Source organism: Bacteriovorax sp. PP10 (assembly GCF_035013165.1).
GTDB classification, from domain to species: Bacteria; Bdellovibrionota; Bacteriovoracia; order Bacteriovoracales; family Bacteriovoracaceae; genus Bacteriovorax; species Bacteriovorax antarcticus.
Genome location: NZ_JAYGJQ010000001.1, coordinates 1,813,224 through 1,832,737, shown reverse-complemented (window position 1 = coordinate 1,832,737; position 19,514 = coordinate 1,813,224). Strand labels below are relative to the sequence as shown.

Below are 19,514 nucleotides of genomic sequence, written 5' to 3'. Positions count from 1 at the left end.
TCCTATTCCTTACCTGACTATTTTAGAGGGTTACTTCAATGAATAATTTGATTTCTAAAGCTTTATCGTTCGCTTTTTTTCTGTCGTTACCTATTAGTAGCGTATATGCAGAAAATACAAATAACGTTATGCCTGCTCCACTTTTAATGACCGATAGCTTTTTTGCTCACCATGTTTTGGTTGCAGAAAAATCAACTCACTCTCTTCACCTTTTTAAAAATGTTGATGGTAGACCGGAGTTAGTTCGCACTTATCAAATCGCGACTGGAAAAAAAGCGGGAGATAAGGAAACTGAAGGAGACTTCAGAACACCGGAAGGAATTTATAATTTCACTGATTTCTTAACGAACAAACAACTTCTTTCTCAGGCCGGCCCACAAGCTGCGATTTATGGAGCTGGAGCTTTCGTTACAGATTATCCAAACGTCATTGATAGAAACATGAAGAAGACTGGTTCTGGAATCTGGCTTCACTCTACTAACGATGAAACAAGAATTGATAAAGGTCTTGATTCAAGAGGATGTGTTGTTACTGCAAACAACGAGCTAATCGATGTTTCAAAATACTTAGAGCTTAACAAAACTCCAATCGTCATCGTGCAAGATCTACTTTATTTAAACGAGAAGACTTACAACACTCAAAAAGATGAACTTAAAAAATTAGTTGATAACTGGCTTGAAGCTTGGAGAAAAAAAGATATCGAAAGCTATGCAAGCTTCTATCACCCGACTGAGTTCAGTGACTCAAAAGGAAAGTTTGCTGCCTACAAAAATTACAAAAAAGCAGTCTTCTCTAATCCTGGACAACCTAAAATTGACCTGGAACATATTTCAATTTTAAAATCTAAAAACTATGCAGTGATTACATTCACTCAAAGCTACCAATCAAAGACTATCAACGACACTGGTAGAAAACTTCTTTATTTAAGACAAGACGATAACTATAACTGGAAAATCGTAAGCGAAGTTTTCACTAAGAATGGTATGGAAAATTTAGATAAGGTTGCATCGTTTGAGCCTTCACTTCGTTTCTTCAAAGAAGGCGAAGCTATCGAGTCGAAAAAAGGCAATAACTAGTGAGCGAACAAAACAACGATTCGAATAAGAAAGATAGCATTTCGATTATTTATCACCAAAGAAATGACTCTCCTAAACACTTTGAGATCAAACGTTCCAGAGTTTATTTATTCTTCATCGGACTTCCTACTATTACATTAATCGCTCTGGTCATCGGAGCGATTGGTCTTGTTAATACCAGCCCATTTCATTTGTTAACAAATTACAGAATGGCCTCAAAGACACGCGCTGATCTTTCAAGAAATGAAAATCTTGCAGAAGAAAACTCAGAATTAAAATCGGAAATTGCGGCCCTTCAGGAACAAGCTAAAGCAGCGGCAACAGCTCCTGCAGCAGCAGCAACGACTTCAGTCGCTGCAACAACTGGAACGACAGGTTCAGCTCAATGTCCTGCTCCGGTAGCATGCCCAGCACCTGCTGTGAGTGGAACGATCAACTCCATTGGCCTTTCAACACTGTCTTTATTTAAACCGATTCAAGGCCAAAAAGACCGTACACGCCCTGCTGTTTTAAACCTTTCAGGATTTAAAGCAGAAATCGGACGCGACAATGTTAACTTAAAGTTCAACATTATTCCTGCTGTGACTGACGATTCAAAAATCTCAGGTCACATCATCGTTCTTATGAAAAATGAATTAGCAATTCAGGCCTACCCACTTCAAGCATTGGGTGGAAATGATTTTCAAATTAATTACTCTGCGGGTGAGCCCTTTGCCACTCAAAGATTCAGGCCAGTGGACGCTGGTTTTGTAAAGCCTAGAAAGTCAGGAAACTACTCTTTTACGGTTTTCATTTTCTCGCGCACGGGAGATTTAATCCACTTCCAATCAGTAAACATTCCCTTAAAACTATAGGCACTTTGTATGATTCAAAATCAAACGTTCACGACTATCGGCAAGTCTACAGTCCTAAAAGGAAATTTTAATTTCGTTGGGACCACTCACCTATTAGGAAATCTTTCTGGTGAAGTGACATTGGAAGGACGCTCTAAGCTGGTGCTTGAGATTGGTTCAATGACGGATGCTGTTCTTAATTGTTTTGATTTGGAAATTTATGGGGAGTTTACTGGGGAGATTAAAGCTTCGGGAAATGTAACGTTATATCCGACTGCTGTTGTGAATGGGAAGATTATTGCAAAGTCTCTGGAAATTCTTCCGGGTGCCGTCGTTAATATCAACGGGCACACGGAAGAGTAGCTTGAAAAAATGCTCCAGAGGAGCATTTTTACTTCGCTTAGAGATCAGTAAAAGCTGAACTCTTTTTTCAAGAATTCAAGCTACCAACCGACTCACTTATAAATAAGGCTTAAAATCAACAACTCTTAACTGTCCATATTTCTTAGTTAACTTTCTTAGTTTTGGTTCAATCGACTTATCCCCTAAAACAAAAATCGTCTGCTTTTTCATACTGAAAACATTTTCAATTTTCTTTGCTACGTCTTTGGCATTGTACTTAGCTACTGATTCCTTAAAATCAAAAAGATCAGAGTAAGGTCTTCCAATATGATCTAGTAGAAGTAGCTGAGCTAAGAAAGCATGGTTATTTTCAAACTTAAAGGGATACGCTCCGATCATTCCATCAGTTGAACGTGCCAGGTCTTCGTCTGTAATTCCTTCTTTGCTAATCTTTGTTACAGCTTCATCAATCACTTCAATCAAACGATCAATCGTCTGATTTTTTGTAAAAGTTGAAATCCCTGAACGGCCATATTGTTTCTGAGAAGAAATAAATGATCCGATTGAATAAGTAAGACCGCGCTTCACACGAACTTCTCTCATCAGGCGAGAAGTAAATCCTCCACCTAAAAAGTCAGAAGCTAGAGCATCTAAATTTCTCTCACCTGTTTCATCGTAGTTTAAGAAACGACCAACACGCAGCTGAACCTGGTTAGCATCTGGAACTGGTACAAAAACAAATTCCGTTTTGCTATTACGCTTAACTGGATTCTCTACTGTTCTTACGAAATCGTTTGGAGAACCTTTTAACTGACATTCACTTGCTAAAATCTTTTCTAAACTTAAAACACTTTTTGGGCCTGTTACATAAATGCGTTTTTTAACATTATCCAGGAAGTAATTTAATTGGTTGCGAAGAGCAGCTGGAGTCAGTGCTTTTAAATCTGCAATTTTTCCTGCAACTGGATAAGAGTAAGGAGTCCCACCCATTGAGATCTCACGGAACACTCTCTCAGATAAGGCCTGAGGAGAGGCCACCATGCTCTGAAGCCCCGCACGCTCTAATTCAAGCTCTTTTTTAATCACAGCTTCAGGATATGTTGCCGATCTCATCAGAGAGCAAATTTGAGTCATTGAAGTCTTTAGATCTTTCGTTAAACCTGACACATTCACTGTCGTGTACTCGTGAGTGACGTCAGCTCCGAAGTCCGTTCCTAAAAATTCCATTTCTTCTAAAATTTCTTTTTGAGAAAGTTTATCAGTCCCCGAGTCCATTAAGTTAAAACTATGAACACTTAATCCTGCCTGACCTTTTTGCTCACTAAGAGCTCCGTCGGCAAAATAAATGGTTAAGTCATAAGTCGGGAAACGATTGTCTTCAATATAAACAACATCAATCCCATTCCAGTTTAGTTTTTTAATATTATCTTCAATCGAAGGTGGTTTTGTTGTCGCACTCATCGCTTGAAGTGAAAATGCCATTGCGGCCATCAGTAATACAGGCTTTTTCATTATTTCGTCCCCGCTGTTCTAGGATATTTATCTGATGTAGAAATGAAGATTGATTTCGACTCTTCTAAAGTTTCACGACAAGCTTTTTCAACTTCGCTCTCACTGATAGAATTGTAGATTTCCATTTCTTTTAGACCGTAGTTATAATCCCCGTGCCATTTTTCATTGCGAACAATTGTTGAAGCAACACCGGCATTGGTTTTTAATTGATTGTAGCCTTGAGCTAAGATTTGATTCTTAGATTTTTGCAGAGATCTTTTGTTGATAGAGTTGTCACACATATCTTTAAAGTCAGCTTCGATCTTTGTTTTTACATCTTCAATCTTCTGCCCTTCCATTAAATCCCCTGCGAAGTAAAAAACTCCCGAGTGAATTAAGTTGAAGTTTGAAAGGTTGATTTCTGTCAGCATTGGATTGTCAGACTTAACATACTTTTGAGTTAAGTAAGAACTTCCACCGTTACCTAAAATCATCGCTAGTAAATCCATAACGTAAGATTTTCTTGTTCCTACTTTTTCACCTTGGAAAGCGATAATGAATTTTGGAATCGGGTTAGTTGCATAAACTTTATACTCACGACCAAACTCTGCTTTTGATTTAAAAATCTCTTCATTAGAAGAACCATTCTTTAATTCTTTAAGGTTCGTCGCCATAGGAATTGATCCGTAAGCTTTTTCAATGCTCGCGATCACTTTATCCGGGTCAACGTCACCTGCAACAGCAACGATGGCGTTATTTGGAACATAGAAGTTCTTAAAGAAGTTCATCATCTGATCGCGTGAAAGTAGCTTTAAATCACTTTCTTCACCAATAACAGATTGTCCGTAAGGAGTTCCTACGAAAACTTTTTTCATCAGTTCTAAGAAGATCAATCCATCAGGGCTATTTTCATAACGCATTTTTCTTTCTTCAAAGATAACCTGTCTTTCACTTTCAAATGAAACTGGCTCTAGCAAAAGATTCTGCATACGATCAGCTTCCATATCGATGATGGTATCTAAAAATCCCACCGGGATATTTTGATAATAAACTGTCATATCATTAGTCGTGTAAGCGTTCGTCGATCCACCACTGCGCTCAAGTTGAGTATCAAACTCTCCCGGCCCGTATTTTTTTGCCCCCTTAAACATCATGTGCTCAAGAAAGTGAGTGGCACCAGTTGTTCCGGGACCTTCATCTCTTCCACCGACATCAAATAATGTATAATAAGAAACAATCGGAAGTTTTGGATTGGGTGCAACTAAAACAGTTAGACCATTTTTTAACACGACTTTTTTTACATTAAATCCCGCTTTTAGTGGCGCTGCTTTTGATCCAATGCCCATACTGGAACATGCATCAAAAAGAAAGACGACCGTCATAAGTGACAACATCTTTAAAACGCGTGGAGATTTACTCTGTTTAAACAAACTCGTTATCATATTTTGTTCCTCGAACTCAGTAAGTTGAGTTAAAATTATAACCGTAGACTGGATTCCGCACAATCGTGGAAGTGGGCGAATAATTAAATGAATAAATCTCTGAATAAAACAAAAATTACTGCTCTTGGAACAGGAACGAGCACAGGAATACCGCAAGTTGGTTGTTCGTGTCTTGTTTGCTCTTCACTTGATCATCGCGATCAGAGAATGCGTTCAAGTATTTTCATTGAGACAAAAAATGGTAAAAACATTTTAGTCGACACCTCTCCAGATCTTCGCACACAACTACTGACCAATAAGATCTCCGCATTAGACTTTGTGATTATCACTCATGATCATGCAGATCATCTTCATGGCATTGATGACATCAGGCCTTTTTGTTTCGGACCTCCGATGCGAGAGATTCCGGTTTATACGAACGAGACGACGAAAGAATTAATGACAGAAAAGTTTCCTTATATTTTCAAAAAAAGAGATCTTCCCTTAATTGGCGGAGGAATTCCGTTACTAAATTTAGAAGCTGTGGAGCTTGAAAAAAACATCACTCTTCACGGTGAAAATTTTTTCTTCTTCAACTACCCTCATGGCTATGGTGTCACGATGGGATTTATCCACGATGAATTCGCCTACATCGTCGACTGTTTTGAACTCCCCGATCACATCGTAAAAATCCTCAAAGAAAAAAAGCTCAAACTTTTGATCCTTGATTGCCTACAAAGAAAGCCCCATAAAACCCACCTGACCGTGGAGAAGAGTTTTCACTACATCAAGGAAATTGCCCCTGAGAAGACCGGTTTAATCCATATCGCCCACGATTTGTCCCATTCTGTGCTTCTGGACCTGGCAAAAAAGGAATTTGGCGACGCCGTATTTCCTCTGTATGACGGACAAAAGTTATTTTATTGACTCTATGCCGTCCTGCTCCCCAAAAAGACATTATTCCCCTCTTTCTTTTTAGAGAGTTTTATGGAATTCTCAATCTACATTTTTAGCAGTCAAAAAACCTATAAAGGAGATAACAATGATTATCGGAGTACCTAAGGAAATTAAGAACAATGAAAACCGTGTTGGTATGGTTCCAGGTGGAGTTCGCGCTCTAGTTGCAGACGGACACCAAGTTTACGTTCAAAAAAGTGCTGGTCTTGGAATCGGTATTACAGATGAAGAATTCGTAAAAGCTGGAGCAAAGATCCTTGATACTGCTGCTGAAGTTTTCGAAAAATCTACAATGATCATTAAAGTAAAAGAGCCTCAGGCCGTAGAAATTGCGATGCTGAAGCCAAATCATATTCTTTACACTTACCTTCACCTTGCACCAGATCCAGAACAAACTAAAGGCCTAATGGCTTCAGGTTGTACTGCAATCGCATATGAAACAATCCAAAACCTTGATGGTTCACTTCCTCTTCTAGTTCCTATGTCAGAAGTTGCTGGACGTATGTCAGTTCAAATCGGAGCTTCATACCTTCAACTTGATAAAGGTGGAAAAGGGATTCTTCTTGGTGGTGTTCCAGGTGTTAAACGCGCTAAGGTTACTGTTATCGGAGCTGGGATTGCTGGAACAAACGCAATTCAAATGGCAATGGGAATGGGAGCATCTGTAACTGCGATCGATCTTTCAACTAAGAGATTAGCTGAACTAGACGCTCTTTACGGATCACACATCACAACTATTTACTCTAACCAAGACAACATCGAAAAAGCTGTTCTTGAGTCTGACCTTGTTATCGGTGCTGTTCTAGTTCCAGGTGCAAAAGCTCCTAAGCTAGTAACTCGCGACATGATTTCAAAAATGGGTAAAGGATCTGTTGTTGTTGATATCGCTGTTGACCAAGGTGGATGTATTGAAACTTGTAAGCCAACAACTCACGAAAATCCAACTTTCGTAGTAGACGGTGTAGTTCACTACTGCGTAGCTAACATGCCAGGTGCTGTTGCTCGTACATCAACGTTCGCTCTTACAAACGTAACTCTTAAGTACGCTCGAATGATTGCTAACATGGGTGTTGAAGAAGCTGCTCAGAAAGATAAAACTTTCCGTCCGGGGATCAACATTTACAAAGGGACTCTTGCTTACGAACAAGTAGCAACTGACCTTGGATTACCGTACACAAAACTTCCGTTCTAGTTTTAAATAGAGGGTCGCCATTGGCGGCCCTTTTTTTTTGCCTATTTTCTACCTGACCATTTCGATCAAGACACATTTTAAACTAGTCCGATGCTTGCCTGATCTCATCAAAAGTCGTTCATCTCTTTTTGATTTTCAAGACTAGTCAAAAAGCAACTTCGGTTGCTTTTTGTCAGGCAAGTGTTAAAATCGTTAAAATGACCGGCAAAAAATTAATCGACATGATTCTCCTAGGCGTAATGATGCTCGCAACTCTCGCAGTTGTAGGCCTGTTCTATTACACCGAAAAAATGTACAAAAAACCACCTATCGATGAGAACGCAGAAAAGACTGCTCTACTAAACTCTGTCGACGCCAAGGCGATCCCTACTTTCTTTAAAGTTGATAAGATGACAGTAAGTTTAGTACCTCGTAACGAAGCCGCTAACAGCCGCATGAGATGGCTAGAAATCGAAATGCACCTTGTACTCTTCGATGCTGCCGACAACGAACTAATGAAAGCTAGCCTCCCTATCGTTCAAGATAGAATCATCGATATCACTTCAAAAATGGGACCGGATGAATTGAATTCATTATCTGGAAAAATTTTATTAGAAGACAGACTAAAGCGTGAGATTAACAAGGCCATGAAAAAACCTGTCGTTAAAAACATCTTTTTCGCTTCTTTCATCGTTCAGTAAGACCTATTTCAACTTTAAGTACTTCCCCTGTAAATTTTACAATTCTCTGAATATTTTTCAGAATCAAACATCTTTTTTTTGATTGTGTTATTAATTTAAAACAACACAAATGAAAGGTATAAAATGAAATTTATCAATAAAAACTCTCTTATTATCCTTGCAATGGCACTTACAACTTCAACATCTGCATTTGCCTTTAACTTTAGCCTTAACTATAACCGTCACAACACAGCTCTCGATGCTAAGTGCACAGACGTTTCTAAACAGTATAAAGTGAAAGCAACGATCAAAAACACTTACAATCTAGAAGAACGTACCGAACGTTTTAAATTACAATTATCAAATTCCAAAAAAAATCTTAAGCAATCGCGCGAAGGTGGCCTTTATGCCGCTGAAAATGGAGATAATGATTTAAAGCTTAAATTACATCTAGCAAATAAATTGGATCAAGTTGAGCCTGTTGGTGTTTACGAAACAACTGGTGATGCCGTTGTAACTTTTAAAGATAATGAAGGATCTTTAAAAACAGTTAATCTGACATGTACAATAAAAGGTGATGATATGTTTTATTATAGCAGCTTGAGAGAATCGTTTGATGTGTATCAATTTGGATACAATGATATGTAGATATAAAAAAAGCCACCTTAAAGGTGGCTTTTTTATTATATAATTTTTTTTGAAAAACTATTCTTCTTCTGAATGATCTTCTGTGTACGAAGAATTCTTCGCTTCATCAGGAATAGAATCAAGGAACTTTTTAACTTCTTCTTTAGATAATTTATCTTCAGCAAGAAGTTTATCTCTTAAACGAACGTCCATTAGCTTTTCTGTTAATGCTCTACTTAATCTCATATATGCCCCAGTTTTTGGTTCTTTATAAATCTATTTGAAATGGAAAGGTACCACTTAAAACGCTTATTGCCAATACTTAGGCGGTTGATCATTGTCGTCTTTTACAATTGTAAGCTTCGCTTTGCTCTTTTTCACCGGACGCTTCTGCGTCATTTTACTCATTTTATCCGCAAGAGTCTTAAAATTGCGGTGAGAAATGGCAATCATGAACAAATACGCCGAAGCGATCGCTCCCAACTGACCCCATGCCCCAACTCCCGTCGGACTCGCAATACCTTGGTAAAGTGAGATCACAACCAGAATCATACAAAAATATTTAGCTTTAACCGGGATGATCATTAAGAAAGAAAAGATACGATCAGGGTAAATTACAGCGTAGGCCAAACACAAGGCCCCAACGATTCCTGCAAAACCCGTTAGTGGGAAAAAGTAAACATCGCTGCCTTGGAAAAATAAAGCAACAATTCCTAAGTATAAAAGTGCTCCACCTAAAACCGTTGTTAAGATGAAACTCACATATCTCTTTGTTCCCCAGTTCGCTTCAAACTCAGAACCCATCAACCAAAGCATCAAGCAATTTAGTATCACTTCAATAATTGAGCGTGAGAAAAATGGATACGTGATCATCGTATAAACGTGACCAGTAAAAACGCTATTAGCTGATAGACCAAACATTGAAAACAAACTTCCCGTGCTCGTCATCTTTGTCAGAATTAAATCCAGGACAAAAACCACTGCTGAAACAATGATTAACGATTTATTAACCAGCGTAAGTTTCGGAAGATAAATTTGTGATTGAGCATTCATTTACTTAAACCTTTTGTGTCGTCGCAATTTCTACTAATACTCCACCCGTAGATTTTGGGTGAATAAAATTAACCAGGCAGTTGTTCGCACCTGGAACTGCTTTTTCGTAAATCATTTTATATCCGGCAGCGATGAGCTCTTCGGTTTTTTTCTGAACATCAGGAACTTTAAAACTCATGTGGTGAATTCCTTCCCCATTTTTTTCAATGAATTTTTGAATGGGACCTTGTTCATTGATCGGGCAAACAAGTTCGATGTGAGCGTGTTCATCAACGTGTGCAAATGCCGTCGTCACTTGTTGTGAGGGCACTTCTTCGCGTTCTGAATTAAAAGTGAGTCCGATGTCTTCCCATATTTTCTGAGCGCGGTCGAGGTTAGAAACAGCAATAGCAACGTGATCCAGATAACAGTCTTTATTAAACATTCGTATGCCTTATTTTAATAATAATAACTGTTCTATTTTAGTGACTGAAATCCTAAGGGTCAACTGCGTTTCTGCAGTCAGGATTTGCTGGATCAAATGTTGGAACTGGTGGAATGGCAGGAGGTACGCACCTTCCAGCTGTACACTCACCGTAAGTCTCTACCGGAGGGCATCTAAGAGTACACTTTGCTCTTCCTTGCTCATCTAGACCTGGAAGTTTGACTAGTTTACAAGTTTCAACGAACTCAGGTTTACAGAATTCTTTGGCCACACAAGACTGACCTGAAGTTTTGTTACATGATACTGGAGCTGTTCCGTTTGGATTGTGAGGAGCACATGCACCTCTTGATTGATCACAACATAAGCTTGAGCACTCAAAATCAGATACGCAACTATTTCCGATTGGCTCGTTACCAATCCCCGGAACTTGATCCACACATTGAGTAACTAAATCTTTTGACCAACAACGTTCATTGAAGCAACATTCACTTGAACCACAAGTTGAAGAAGACTCACAACGTTTGAAAGCTGAAGTTAAGACTTCTTTTCCTTCGAAGTTCGTTAATGAAGGACGAAGAAGTTGAAGTTTAATTGATCTATCAGTTGTAATGCTTACTTCTGCATTATCTTTCATGTAAAAAATATCAATTGATCCGTTTACGTTACATGAACTGATACTTTCAGTTGTTGCTACGTTGTAATTCATTACACGCAGGTTACAACCGTCAACGTATTTTGATCTTCCAGTTGAGTCAGCTACCAGTGTGTTTCTCACACCGAAACGATCCGTTGAACCAAGGTAGCGTACGTCTTGATTAAGATCTATTTTTCCGGCAAGTGGGAATAATAATGATTGAAGACCTACGTATGTTTGTCCTGGAAACGTTGTTTTAAATAGTCCTGTTGTACCATTGAAAATCGCATTCCCCTGAATCTTCCATCCTGACGGATTGATCGCTCTGTATGGACCGTGATAAGTAGCTCCAAGAATAGGGTCATTACTACCTATGGCCGTAATTGCTGGGCTCAATGAGAATAGATCGTTAAAGCTGCTAAAATTTCCGTAGTCTGGAAGACACATTGAAGTTGCACTTGTTGCAATAGTAGGACTTCTAGTTCCACTGCTCAATGACCACACCTGAGGGCGTGATGGAATTGATGTAAAGCCAGTCGTTGTATTGTAAAGTGTTGCATCTGCCACTTTTGCGTAAGCATAAAGACATTTATCACCAGGAAGAGAACAAGTTGAATTGCTCGCTGTCGTATTATCAAAAGTCGGATCGTCTTCAAGTTTTAAACCACGACAGTAAAGACCACTGTCACGAGGGTCAGTCACCGGCTCTTTGCTTGTATCAGTATTGTAATCGTTATAGTCATAAAGATCATAACCTAAAACCATTTTACTAAACGGCTTTGAGTTCATGTTAACCATTAAGACTTGAATGTCTGTTTGTGGAATAATCCCAGGAGCTCTACCAACAGTTGCATCTAACGTTACTGACTGGCCTTCAAGACCAAAGTTAAAGCGCACTTTAACTAATTTACTTTGAAGTGCTGAAACGTTCAGACCAGCAATGTATAAAAATCCTTTATAGTTTTTTGGAATAGAAACTTTCTTTTTGTAAGTTCCATCAAATGGATCTACCAAGTGAGACAACTCTACTTTGATTGACTGAAGTGCAGTATCAGTCGATGTATTGTCCGAAGGAATCGCACCTGCACCACTTCCAGAACCACCCGATCCTGATGTTAAATTCGATCCACTCTTTGCCGTTTTTCCCTTTACGCCCGAGTTCTCCACACACGAAGAAAGCACTAAGCTTAACGTCACAAGTGTGAGCGTTAGTTTATGCAAAAGAATGTGAGTTCTGACTAAAGTCTTCATACTCGTCTTCTCGGTTGTTGGTACTAACTATTTTAATTTTAAACGCTCCCGAATTGGGGAAAATGACCGAGGTTTAGACTCAAGAAGTGATGTTTTAGGGACTTAGAGGCAATTATGGAAGATTATGGGAGAAATCCACTAGGCAAAAGTTGTGTCCATTTGTGGGCAATCAAATGGACTTCATTTATTTGCCTAGCTAGGGTCGTTGAGCGCGCGCTTTAAGTGATAAAACACTCTGACAGACGTAATCGTTAAGATCACCATCACAGCTGAATCAAAAAAGCTGTAAACGAAACTCGCTCCAAGTTGTACTTTCCAGTTTGGAATGAGGTCTAACCCAAAAGTTGGAAGCTCCATAATGAGTGTCGCTAATCCAAAGCAGATCACCAGCACAGCATCTTTGCGGGCCATGCGGTAAGAGATTTTAAAATAATTTACACTGTCGTTATCAATTAAAACTGAAGCAAGTGGCACCATCCCTACTAATACTGCAATGATAATTCCCGGGACAACAAAACAAAAAAGCCCGGCAAGAATTAAGAGTGTTGAATAAAGTGTGTAGATTAAATAAGTCGGAGCTGCGTACATCAACTCTTCTTTATCAAGATTTTTTGCTTTTGATTTTTCAATCAAGATGACATTGACGATCACAATTAAACTCATGATTCCAACAATGATTTGCAGAACGATTTCATGAAAACTATTTTGTTCAAACCCCATTCCTTCAAATGGATAACAGGCAACCAGATTGAGAATCAGCATCGCAAGATAGCTGCCTAAGTATTCTGGAAATTCTTTTTTGAAGGCCTTGAAAGAATCAATCAGGAGTGAGAAAAATAATTTAACTGAACCCATGATCTAAATTTCCTCGAAAGTTCTTTTTTCTTTGTTCTTTTGAACGTGAGGAACTTTAAAAATCTGGTTGTGAAATGAAATATAAATACCCGGTGGTAATAATTTTGCTGATAACAGCGCTTCCGTTACATTTTGAGTGGCATCTGTATCATCAAATCCCATCGGAACCATGGCCCCTGTGAACACAACCGGCACAGTGATATTTTGAATATGCTCAAAACAGTAGTTGGCCGTTAACGCCATCGTGTCTGTTCCGTGAAGAATAACGATTGGTGCATTAAGTTCCAGGTCCGCTGCGATCGTCTCCGCAATTAACTTTCTGTCAGCATCGTCCATGTACAATGAATCTTTGGATAAAACCGGATGCACAATGATGTTTGTGTAAGGTAAACGCAGCTTTGAGAGGATGCGGTTTTTAATCGAAGTCCCGCGATTTTCCAGTGAACCATCGAATTCATCGTAGGTTTTCTCGATTGTGCCGCCTGTAGTAATAATTAAAATATCTTTGGGTGCGTTTTTTAATGTATTTTTTTGTTCCATAACCTTGACTCTGATCAAACCGTAACCATATTGTAGTTCAACTATTTTAAGTATACTTACAGGAGATTGCAATTATGACGTCACGCAAAGGAACGATTAGTGTAAATACTAACGACATTTTTCCTATCATTAAAAAATGGCTTTACTCTGAACACGATATTTTCCTAAGAGAGCTTACGGCCAACGCAACTGACGCAATCACAAAAAGATCGACGCTTGCCCGTACATTAAACCAAGAGATTCCTACGGGAAAGATCACGGTAACTGTCAATAAAGCTGAAAAAACTGTTTCAATCGAAGACAACGGTCTGGGAATGACTGAAGCTGAAGTTGAAAAATACATCGCTCAACTTGCTTTCTCTGGAGCTCAAGAGTTCGTCGATAAAATGAAAGAAGCTGGAAACACTCCAAGCTCTGATATCATCGGTAAATTTGGTTTAGGTTTCTACTCTGCTTTCATGGTTTCAACGAAAGTTGAAGTTGAATCTCTTTCTATGCAAGAAGGATCAGTTCCAACGAAATGGATTTGTGAAGGCGAAACAGATTACTCGTTTGAAGATTCAACAAAAACTGAAGTAGGGACAAAAATCACTCTTCACATCAATGAAGAATCAATTGAATTCCTAAATGCTTGGCACGTTTCTACGACGCTGAAAAAATTCTGTGATTTCATGCCATATGAAATTTGGGTAAAAGACGCTGAAGCAGTTGAAGAGTCAGCTAATCCTGGTCTTGTTAACGAAACACAACCAATCTGGAAAAAAGATGTCGCAACTCTTACAGATGCTGACTATAAAGAATTCTACAAAAAACAATTCCCAATGGATGGCGATCCTCTATTTTGGATTCACTTAAAAGTTGATCACCCATTTACACTAGATGGTGTTTTATTCTTCCCTAAGTTAAACCCAAACAAGCCTTTCAATGAATCGAACATCAAGCTTTATAACAAGCAGGTTTTCGTTTCTAATAACGTAAAAGATATCGTTCCTGAATTCTTGTCTCTTCTAAAAGGGTCAATCGATTCAAGCGACATCCCTCTTAACGTTTCGAGATCATCTCTTCAAGGTGACCCGAACATTAAAAAGATTTCAAACTACATCATCAAAAAAGTAGCTGAGTCATTAAAGAAACTCTTCAACAACGATCGTGCTCGTTATGAAACTATTTGGGAGGACATCTCTCTTTTCATTAAATACGGAGCAATCTCTGATCCAAAATTTGATGAGATGATGAGAGACTTTGTTATCTTTAAAAATTCAGAAGGAAAATTCGTAACTCTTAACGAGTACAAAGAATCAATCCCTGAAGCTTTCAAGACAAAAATGGAAGACAAAGTTCTTTATTTTGAAAAAGGAAAGTCTGACCATGCTCTAAGAAAAGAACTTCTTGCTAATGGTCTTCAAGCGATTGAAACAGAATCATACATCGATCCTCACTTCACTCAGCACGTAGAATTCACAAAACGTGGTGACAACGCTTTCAAGTTTGTTTCTGTTGATTCAGAAATCGCAACTCTTCTAGAGCAAGATGCAACAACTGAATCTGATATCAGAGTGAAAGACCTGTTCACAAATATCCTAATTGGGAAAACTGAACACGGAGCTCACACTGAAGAGGAAGAAGATGCTGATTCACTAAACCATGGTGGATTAAAAGATATCGAAATAGTAAAAATCAAAAATTCTACTTCGCCTGCTTACTTCAAAGTTGATGAGCAAATGAAGAGAATGAATCAGATGGCAAAGAACATGGGTACAGACCACATGTTCCCTATTAAGAAAACTCTGGTTATCAATCCAGGAAGCCCTATCATTCAAAACGCTCTTAAGCTGCATGAAAAAGGTAACGACGCTCTTGTTAAGAAGATCTGCCACCATGTTGAAGACCTTGCTCATATTTCTAGTGAAGGACTTAAGCACGAAGACAGAGAAGCTTTCGTTAACCGTACTCAAGAGCTAATGCAGGAACTGACTAACTTAGCACTATAAGCAGTCACCCAAAGTAATTTTTTCTCAAAGGCCCATGCAAATGGGCCTTTTTTATATCTTCTTTTACAAATCTAAATCATAAATTAAATCATATTTTTTATTTATTCTCCGACAAGACTGCTAGATTATTTAACTGGAGTCTTATGATTAGAATTTCTACCCTTTCGATTCTTGCTGGATTAGTTCTATCATCGTGTTCAAGCACTAAAGTCATTGCGCCTTCAATTACAGCTAATACTCAATCTCTATCATCACCTGCCGATGTCCTCTTCACATTTAAAAAATCCAACATGTCACCGGCCGATGATGACCTCTTTGATAAAGCACAAGAGCATGTTCGTCTTCTGGTTGAACAAGCAAAAATAAAAGTCAAATGGATTGAAGATGAAAAGCTTGATACCGATATCGCCTTTAAGGTTGAACCGACGTTAGAAAAAGAAACTCCAACGATAGTCATTAAATATGCTGACGATATTTTTCAAGATCATTCAGCAACATTAAATCTTACGCGCTTTTTAGATGCGCTCTTTGACCCGAAGGCAGAAGCTCCCACTTCATTTTTTGAAATGTACAACAATGCTGTTGCTAACGATCCCACTACCCTTGTGACTGTCGCCAAGATGAGAAGAGACGTTCTCACTCCACTGGACAAACCAACTTGTTACGTGATGAACACTTCTCAATATAATGGCTTTGTGGCCGGTGAATCTTCCCTTTGGAAGAAAAAGGTCGACGAGTACGTGAAACTTGAAAAGAAAATCAAAAGTGAAAAAAGGAAGCCTGCTCAGGTCGCGAAATAATCTTGTCTAAATCACAGACACTACTCATTTCAAAATTGTCTAAAGTGTAGACAGAAATAATACTAAATATTCCCGAAAAATATCCGACAAGTTAACTAGGTTTAATTATCTGTGAGGTTTCGTCGTGAAATTTTTTATTCCTTTATTGCTTACTGTCTCTATGTTTGTCTCGTCGTGCTCGAGCACATACAACCATTGGGATAGATCGATTGCAAACGAAGTAGAGCCGCCTTTAAATGCGGAAGAACTCTTCACTATCAAGAGCACAACTAATATTAATAAAGAGCTGAATAATTCTGCTTCAAATATCGAGTATATGATCCGCGGAGATCTAGGTATAGAGGCCCAATATATTGAAGACCCTAAAATGCCTAGTGATCTTGCTTATAGAATTGAGCCGACAATCGAAAACATGAAATACAAAATTAAGATTTATGGTTCAGTCGGAGCAATAAATGATCACTCGGCCTTCATAGAATTATCAAACTTAGTCCGTAAATTCCAAGCTGAAAAATTCATGTCCCCTTACTCTTTATATGAACTTTACTATAACGCTAAATTAATGGACTTCCCTTCACTACAGGCCATGGCAAAACTTAGACAGTTATCAAACGTGTCAACGGATAACGATAGTGGGATCAGAGCTGCTTACTGGGCAGATATCAATGAAAAATTTAATGTTCAGGAACGAATTTTCAATAAGAAGAAAAAAGTTAAGACAGAAGAACGTAAAGCAGTCATGGATGTACTCGATAAAGTTTCTGAAGATAAACAATTCAGAAATCTGGTAGCCAAAAATGACCGTAAAGGTGCAGCTGATCTTCTTAGATCATATCTTCCATGGGAAGAAATGCCTCCTTTTGAAAAGCTATTCTGGGAAACACACTTAAAAGTTATGGTCGATCCTCTTCCACTTGAAGACCGTGTCTTTATTTACCGTGGGATTGATGATGACGTCATTCAAATGGCCCAGGAAGGTGGAAAAACTTTGACTAAAGAAGAAGCGATCAAAGAACAAAAAATCTTTTTAATGTCGACGATGATGACTAAAAATCAAGGAACTTGGAATAGACGTTTAAGATCTCTTACGGCCATGTATGAAAAATATATGGGAACTGATGGAATGGGTTCAAGTGAATTTACGAGTACGACTCGAATTACTAATATGTTTAAAAAGCATTCGCTGGATCCTAAAGGAAGTCCATTCCTTTCTTATACGCCGAAGTTTCTCGTCTCTAATACCTTTGGAAGTAGAAAGAACACTGCCTATTTTTTGGACCCTCGCCTACTTTATTTCAACATGACTTCTGGTTATGCAGGTGAAATTGAATTTTTACTTCCAGTCGCAAGTTTCCCTGATGACCTTGCTGCAGTTTACGATGTTGATGTTCATGGAACGAGTCCTGAGCAATTTTTAAATAAAAAGGCGATCGAAAAACTTGATCAGGCGCTTGGTGCTGGTAAAGGTGCAGCAGCATTTGAGAGAATCCAATTAAATTCTAATAAATTCTTTGCGCCAGTTATGGGTGCCACTGGAAAAGTTGTGGCACCTCCTCCTGCCACAGTTGATGGGAAGTTTGTAGGCTTCTTTAAAAAGTTACTTGGAATGTCGACACCGCAAGTAGCTGAAGTGATCGATGAAAAATCGAATATGGGGTGTACGGATTTACTTCAGTTGTTCTGGAAATAATTAAAGGATTATTTAAATGAAGTTTTCATTTTCTTTTTTATTAATTTTAACTTTTATAATCTCGTCGTGTTCGAGTTATTATTCGACGACTAATGGTGACAGATCAATTGCCAATGAGGTCATTGCTCCTCTTGATGTCGAAGAACTTCTGACCTTCAAGTCCACAGCTGTTACTAGTCAAGTGCAGGACCTGACTTACAATTTAAAAAATCAGCTTTATTATCTATTTCCTCTGGATATTATTGAAGATCCTAAAATGGATTCTTCAATCGCCTATAAAATTGTTCCTGTCGTTGAAAATCAGCAATACAGAGTCAAGATTTACCATTCAGTGAATGCAAAATTTGACCAAGATGCCAGTACTGAAGTTTCAAGATTTTTAAGACAGGTTTTTGAAAGACAATTCCCAAGCAATTTATCAATTTTTGAACTTTACTACAATGCAAAGTCGCAAGATTTTACTTCGCTTCAGGTATTGGCCAAACTAAGAAGAAGTGCCCTGGCCGAAACTTTTACGACGAACTTTCCAGAAGGAACTTTTCAAGAGCGTATTCCTGAATATCTTCCCTATTGGGATGACATTGTTGAAAAATTTGCAAAACAAGAACGTGCCTATAATAAAAAAGTAAAAGTTCAAAGAGAAGAAAGAAAAGCTGTCATGGATATCCTTGATAAGGTTTCTGAAGATAAACAGTTTAGAAATCTTGTCGCTAAAAATGACCGCAAAGGTGCAGCCGACTTAATACGTTCCTATCTTCCTTGGGAAGAGATGCCACCTTTTGAAAAACTATTTTGGGAAACTCATTTAAAAGTAATGGCCGATCCTCTTCCGCTTGAAGACCGTATTCTCATTTACCGCGGAATCGATGATGATATCATTCAGACAGCCCAAGATGCCGGAAAAACTCTCACGAAAGAAGAAGCGATTAAAGAACAAAAGATCTTTTTAATGTCGACGATGATGACAAAAAATCAAGGGACATGGAATAGACGTTTGAGATCCCTGAATGCCATGTACGATAAATTTATGGGAACGAATCAAGCTGGTAAATCTAGTGAATACACCCGTGCCACGCGTATTACTAATATGTTTAAAAAACATTCGAAAGATCCAAAAGGAAGCCCCTTTCTTTCATACACACCGAAGTTTGGTGTCGCAAATGGTTTTGGAAGTAAGAGAAACACTGCTTATTTTATAGACCCAAGAATGCTTTATTTTAACTTTGCTTCAGGTTATGAAACCGAAGTTGAGTTCCTTTTACCTATTGCAAGTTTTCCTGATGACCTTGCCGGGGTTTATGATCGAAGCATTCATAACATTGCCGGTAACGCTGAACAACTTTTACATGAGCAGGCCATTGCTAAACTGGAAAAAGAATTAGGCCCAGGAAAAGGTGCCGATGCTTTTAAGCGCATCCAATTAAACTCTATTAGTTACTTTAAGCCTGTTTATCACGGTGGAGGAACTGTTCAATCAGCAGCTTTACCTGAAGGTCAGTTTATAGGCCTCTTTAAAAGTTTATTAGGAGTTCCTACTAAACAAGCGGCCGAAGTCCTTAATGGACAAAATGATATGCCTTGTACGGATTTAATTCAGTTGTTCTGGAAATAATTAGCTAGGATCCAATATCGTGAAAGTTGTGAATACAAATAAAACGAAAATGAAAAGGACATTCTT

19 protein-coding genes are annotated in these 19,514 nt (G+C 38.4%); 11 read left to right on the top strand and 8 right to left on the bottom strand.

Annotated features, from left to right (window positions below):
• Positions 1–38: 38 nt before the first annotated feature.
• The 3 genes from SHI21_RS09000 to SHI21_RS08990 are packed head-to-tail and all read left to right on the top strand — an operon-like array spanning position 39 to position 2,272.
• On the top strand, positions 39–1,076 hold the full coding sequence (locus tag SHI21_RS09000) for a L,D-transpeptidase family protein (RefSeq protein WP_323576027.1): 1,038 nt from the start codon (positions 39–41) through the stop codon (positions 1,074–1,076).
• The gene (locus SHI21_RS08995) at positions 1,076–1,930 is read left to right on the top strand and encodes a hypothetical protein (RefSeq protein ID WP_323576026.1); all 855 of its coding nucleotides are present in this window, start codon (positions 1,076–1,078) and stop codon (positions 1,928–1,930) included. Before SHI21_RS09000 ends, SHI21_RS08995 begins: the two co-directional genes overlap by 1 nt.
• 9 nt (positions 1,931–1,939) lie before the next feature.
• Positions 1,940–2,272 (top strand): bactofilin family protein, encoded by a 333-nt coding sequence (locus SHI21_RS08990; protein ID WP_323576025.1) that lies wholly within the window; start codon positions 1,940–1,942, stop codon positions 2,270–2,272.
• Between the two features lie 96 nt (positions 2,273–2,368).
• Here SHI21_RS08990 and SHI21_RS08985 read toward each other — a convergent pair whose 3' ends face one another.
• Positions 2,369–3,763 (bottom strand): M16 family metallopeptidase, encoded by a 1,395-nt coding sequence (locus SHI21_RS08985; RefSeq protein ID WP_323576024.1) that lies wholly within the window; start codon positions 3,761–3,763, stop codon positions 2,369–2,371.
• Positions 3,763–5,184, bottom strand: coding sequence for a M16 family metallopeptidase (locus SHI21_RS08980; protein ID WP_323576023.1), 1,422 nt, complete (start codon positions 5,182–5,184; stop codon positions 3,763–3,765). Before SHI21_RS08980 ends, SHI21_RS08985 begins: the two co-directional genes overlap by 1 nt.
• A gap of 87 nt (positions 5,185–5,271) precedes the next feature.
• On the opposite strand from SHI21_RS08980, the gene SHI21_RS08975 reads away from it, so the two are divergent.
• The 4 genes from SHI21_RS08975 (at position 5,272) to SHI21_RS08960 (ending at position 8,619) form a co-directional block, all read left to right on the top strand.
• Positions 5,272–6,090: an MBL fold metallo-hydrolase gene (locus SHI21_RS08975; protein WP_323576022.1), complete on the top strand. Its 819-nt coding sequence runs from the start codon at positions 5,272–5,274 to the stop codon at positions 6,088–6,090.
• A 115-nt stretch (positions 6,091–6,205) separates the two neighbouring features.
• Positions 6,206–7,312, top strand: coding sequence for an alanine dehydrogenase (ald, locus tag SHI21_RS08970; RefSeq protein ID WP_323576021.1), 1,107 nt, complete (start codon positions 6,206–6,208; stop codon positions 7,310–7,312).
• A 197-nt stretch (positions 7,313–7,509) separates the two neighbouring features.
• Positions 7,510–7,992, top strand: a complete 483-nt coding sequence (locus SHI21_RS08965; protein WP_323576020.1) for a flagellar basal body-associated FliL family protein — start codon at positions 7,510–7,512, stop codon at positions 7,990–7,992.
• Positions 7,993–8,115: 123 nt separating this feature from the next.
• Complete coding sequence (locus tag SHI21_RS08960) at positions 8,116–8,619, top strand: hypothetical protein (protein WP_323576019.1); 504 nt, start codon at positions 8,116–8,118, stop codon at positions 8,617–8,619.
• Between the two features lie 57 nt (positions 8,620–8,676).
• On the opposite strand, the gene SHI21_RS08955 is transcribed toward SHI21_RS08960, so the two are convergent.
• The 6 genes from SHI21_RS08955 to SHI21_RS08930 form a co-directional block, all read right to left on the bottom strand.
• Positions 8,677–8,844, bottom strand: a complete 168-nt coding sequence (locus SHI21_RS08955) for a hypothetical protein (RefSeq protein ID WP_323576018.1) — start codon at positions 8,842–8,844, stop codon at positions 8,677–8,679.
• Between the two features lie 63 nt (positions 8,845–8,907).
• Positions 8,908–9,651, bottom strand: coding sequence for a rhomboid family intramembrane serine protease (locus SHI21_RS08950; RefSeq protein WP_323576017.1), 744 nt, complete (start codon positions 9,649–9,651; stop codon positions 8,908–8,910).
• Between the two features lie 4 nt (positions 9,652–9,655).
• Positions 9,656–10,075, bottom strand: coding sequence for a methylmalonyl-CoA epimerase (gene mce / locus SHI21_RS08945; protein ID WP_323576016.1), 420 nt, complete (start codon positions 10,073–10,075; stop codon positions 9,656–9,658).
• A gap of 52 nt (positions 10,076–10,127) precedes the next feature.
• Positions 10,128–11,960, bottom strand: a complete 1,833-nt coding sequence (locus tag SHI21_RS08940; protein ID WP_323576015.1) for a hypothetical protein — start codon at positions 11,958–11,960, stop codon at positions 10,128–10,130.
• Positions 11,961–12,152: 192 nt separating this feature from the next.
• On the bottom strand, positions 12,153–12,815 hold the full coding sequence (locus tag SHI21_RS08935; protein WP_323576014.1) for a hypothetical protein: 663 nt from the start codon (positions 12,813–12,815) through the stop codon (positions 12,153–12,155).
• A 3-nt stretch (positions 12,816–12,818) separates the two neighbouring features.
• Positions 12,819–13,355 carry an asparaginase domain-containing protein gene (locus SHI21_RS08930; protein ID WP_323576013.1) on the bottom strand — a complete coding sequence of 179 codons (537 nt, stop codon included), beginning with the start codon at positions 13,353–13,355 and terminating at the stop codon, positions 12,819–12,821.
• Positions 13,356–13,429: 74 nt separating this feature from the next.
• Here SHI21_RS08930 and htpG point away from each other — a divergent pair, with 74 nt between their 5' ends.
• The 4 genes from htpG (at position 13,430) to SHI21_RS08910 (ending at position 19,448) form a co-directional block, all read left to right on the top strand.
• A complete protein-coding gene (htpG, locus tag SHI21_RS08925; protein WP_323576012.1) occupies positions 13,430–15,346 on the top strand; it encodes a molecular chaperone HtpG in 1,917 nt (638 codons plus the stop codon).
• A gap of 143 nt (positions 15,347–15,489) precedes the next feature.
• Positions 15,490–16,146: a hypothetical protein gene (locus tag SHI21_RS08920; protein ID WP_323576011.1), complete on the top strand. Its 657-nt coding sequence runs from the start codon at positions 15,490–15,492 to the stop codon at positions 16,144–16,146.
• 124 nt (positions 16,147–16,270) lie between these two features.
• The gene (locus SHI21_RS08915) at positions 16,271–17,836 is read left to right on the top strand and encodes a hypothetical protein (RefSeq protein WP_323576010.1); all 1,566 of its coding nucleotides are present in this window, start codon (positions 16,271–16,273) and stop codon (positions 17,834–17,836) included.
• A 16-nt stretch (positions 17,837–17,852) separates the two neighbouring features.
• Positions 17,853–19,448, top strand: coding sequence for a hypothetical protein (locus tag SHI21_RS08910; RefSeq protein ID WP_323576009.1), 1,596 nt, complete (start codon positions 17,853–17,855; stop codon positions 19,446–19,448).
• Positions 19,449–19,514 lie beyond the last annotated feature (66 nt).

Coding starts and splice junctions, on each gene's coding strand:
- SHI21_RS08935 (WP_323576014.1), bottom strand. CDS start 12,815: ATGGGTTCAGTTAAATTATTTTTCTCACTCCTGATTGATTCTTTCAAG.
- mce (WP_323576016.1), bottom strand. CDS start 10,075: ATGTTTAATAAAGACTGTTATCTGGATCACGTTGCTATTGCTGTTTCT.
- SHI21_RS08950 (WP_323576017.1), bottom strand. CDS start 9,651: ATGAATGCTCAATCACAAATTTATCTTCCGAAACTTACGCTGGTTAAT.
- ald (WP_323576021.1), top strand. CDS start 6,206: ATGATTATCGGAGTACCTAAGGAAATTAAGAACAATGAAAACCGTGTT.
- SHI21_RS08920 (WP_323576011.1), top strand. CDS start 15,490: ATGATTAGAATTTCTACCCTTTCGATTCTTGCTGGATTAGTTCTATCA.
- SHI21_RS08975 (WP_323576022.1), top strand. CDS start 5,272: ATGAATAAATCTCTGAATAAAACAAAAATTACTGCTCTTGGAACAGGA.
- SHI21_RS08940 (WP_323576015.1), bottom strand. CDS start 11,960: ATGAAGACTTTAGTCAGAACTCACATTCTTTTGCATAAACTAACGCTC.
- SHI21_RS08980 (WP_323576023.1), bottom strand. CDS start 5,184: ATGATAACGAGTTTGTTTAAACAGAGTAAATCTCCACGCGTTTTAAAG.
- SHI21_RS08985 (WP_323576024.1), bottom strand. CDS start 3,763: ATGAAAAAGCCTGTATTACTGATGGCCGCAATGGCATTTTCACTTCAA.
- SHI21_RS08910 (WP_323576009.1), top strand. CDS start 17,853: ATGAAGTTTTCATTTTCTTTTTTATTAATTTTAACTTTTATAATCTCG.
- SHI21_RS08990 (WP_323576025.1), top strand. CDS start 1,940: ATGATTCAAAATCAAACGTTCACGACTATCGGCAAGTCTACAGTCCTA.
- SHI21_RS08960 (WP_323576019.1), top strand. CDS start 8,116: ATGAAATTTATCAATAAAAACTCTCTTATTATCCTTGCAATGGCACTT.
- SHI21_RS08965 (WP_323576020.1), top strand. CDS start 7,510: ATGACCGGCAAAAAATTAATCGACATGATTCTCCTAGGCGTAATGATG.
- SHI21_RS09000 (WP_323576027.1), top strand. CDS start 39: ATGAATAATTTGATTTCTAAAGCTTTATCGTTCGCTTTTTTTCTGTCG.
- htpG (WP_323576012.1), top strand. CDS start 13,430: ATGACGTCACGCAAAGGAACGATTAGTGTAAATACTAACGACATTTTT.
- SHI21_RS08955 (WP_323576018.1), bottom strand. CDS start 8,844: ATGAGATTAAGTAGAGCATTAACAGAAAAGCTAATGGACGTTCGTTTA.
- SHI21_RS08930 (WP_323576013.1), bottom strand. CDS start 13,355: ATGGAACAAAAAAATACATTAAAAAACGCACCCAAAGATATTTTAATT.